The 2,366-nt window shown below is 66.4% G+C and carries 1 protein-coding gene; it reads right to left on the minus strand.

All coding sequences use genetic code 11. The features are described 5' to 3' along the window. The coding region (locus ACFWR9_RS42590; RefSeq protein ID WP_383853044.1) for an amino acid adenylation domain-containing protein at nucleotides 1-2,366 on the minus strand (2,366 nt) is incomplete at both ends.

Here is a 2,366-nt window from a genome sequence, read left to right on the forward strand (position 1 = left end):
CGTCGGCGCCTCGAACAACACCCGCACCGACACCCCGAACCCACGCTCACGCAACCGCTGCACCAACGACACCGCCAACAACGAATGCCCACCCAACTCAAAGAAGTTGTCCTCCACCCCCACCCGCTCCACACCCAGCACCTCCGCGAACACCTGACACACCAGCTCCTCAGCCACCGTGACAGGACCTCGCCCACCACCGGCCCCCACATACTCCGGCACCGGCAAATGAGAGCGGTCCACCTTCCCGTTCACCGACAACGGCAGCTCATCCAGCGTCACCACCGCCGACGGCACCATGTACTCCGGCAACCGCTCAGCAGCAAACCTCCGCAGATCATCACCCTTCGCACCCTCAGCAGCGAGGACCACATACGCGACAAGGCGCTTGTCCCCCGGAGCATCCTCACGGGCGACCACCGCCGCCTGGCCCACCCCGGGATGCGCCGCCAGCACGGCCTCCACCTCACCCGGCTCAACCCGAAACCCCCGCACCTTCACCTGATCATCCGCCCGGCCCACGAACACCAACTGCCCATCCGCAGTCCACCGCACCAAGTCACCCGTCCGATACATCCGCTCACCCGCACCACCGAACGGGCAGGCCACAAACCGCTCCCCCGTCAGCCCCGGCCGCCCGCTATATCCGCGAGCCAGACCCGCGCCCTCCACAAACAGCTCCCCCGCCACACCCGGCGGCACCGGCTCCAGGAACCGGTCCAGGACATAGACGCGGGTGTTGTCGACCGGCTGGCCGATCGGGACACTCCCACCTAGCACTTCACCTGGGCTCCCATGCCAAGACGTCGAATCGACCGTCGTCTCCGTCAGCCCGTACAGGTTGTGCAACTCCACACCGAGCAGGTCGGTGACGCGCTCACGCAAAGCACCCGGTAATACCTCGCCGCCGCAGAACAGCATCCGCAGGCTCGTGAAATCGACCGCCGCGGACTCGGCGACGAACACCGACAGCAACGAAGGAACAAACTGCGCGACAGTGACTTCCTCACGTCGCATCAAATCCGCCAGGTATGCCGGATCACGATGCCCATCCGGCGCGGCGATCACCAACGCCGCCCCTGACATCAACGGCCACCACAGCTCCCAGACCGACGCGTCGAACCCGAACGGCGTCTTGTGCAGCACTCGATCCGACGTATCCAGCCCGAACACCCGCTGCATCCACATCATGTGATTGACCAGGCCGCCGTGGGTGACCACCACACCCTTCGGCCGCCCCGTAGATCCGGACGTGTACATCACATACGCCGCATGCCCGACCGTCAGGACCGGACGCGTCCACTCATCCCTCCCAGCCGACTCCGCCTCGTCAACGGCAACCACGGCCACGGCCAGATCTGCCGGAAGTTCACCAGCCTGCGCACGCGTCGTGAGCACACAGGACGGGCGGGCGTCGGACAGCGTGAACGCAATCCGCACGGAGGGATAACCGGGATCGATCGGAAGGTAGGCAGCACCGGCCTTCCACACCGCCAGCAACCCCACCACCAGCTCAACCGACCGCTCCAGCATGATCGCCACCACCGACTCCGGCCCCACACCCCGACCGACCAGCACTCCCGCCAACCGGTTCGCCCGCTCATCCAACTCCCCATACGCCAAACGCTCATCCCCACACACCACCGCCATCGCACCCGGATCCCGTACCACCTGCTCCGCAAACAGCTGGGCCAGCGTGGTGTCTGGGACCGCGGTGACGGTGTCGTTCCAGCCCGCCAGCATCTGGTCGCGCTCGGCACCGGAAAGGATCGCAATCTCGCGCAGTGGTCCTTCCGGAGCCTCTTCCAGCGCAGTGATCAGACCGTCAAGGGCGGTGTGCAGCGATGCGCACACTAGTCCCGGATCACCTGGAGCAATCACATCGGTCGTGAGCCCGAACCTTGAACCGTCGTCATTTACCGCCACGGCCAAGGGGTAGTTCGTGAGGTCCTGGCTGTGTACCAAGTTCACGCCAACCAAAGGGTGTCGGCCTCCATGAGTGGACCCGGTGCCAGACTGGGGACCTCGACGGTAGTTGAGCAGCGACGTAAACAGCGGGGCTGAGGCCGGGACGTCGCTGGCCTTCTGCGCCAGCGCCAGCGGGGCATGCTCATGCACCAGCAGGCCGGCCAGCTGGGCCTGCATCGCCCGCACCGCACCCACGACATCCAAGCCCGCCACATCCACCCGCACCGGAAGCGTGTTCATGAACGGACCCGGCACCCGGTCCGCACCCCGCCCGGCATTCATCCGGCCCAACAACAGCGTCCCGAACACCACATCCGACCGCCCCGCCAGACCCGCGAGCACCCGCGCCCACGCCACATGGAACAACGTCGCCGGACTCACCCCCAGCCCGCGGGCCT

The organism is Streptomyces sp. NPDC058534 (assembly GCF_042717365.1).
Lineage (GTDB): Bacteria > Actinomycetota > Actinomycetes > Streptomycetales > Streptomycetaceae > Streptomyces.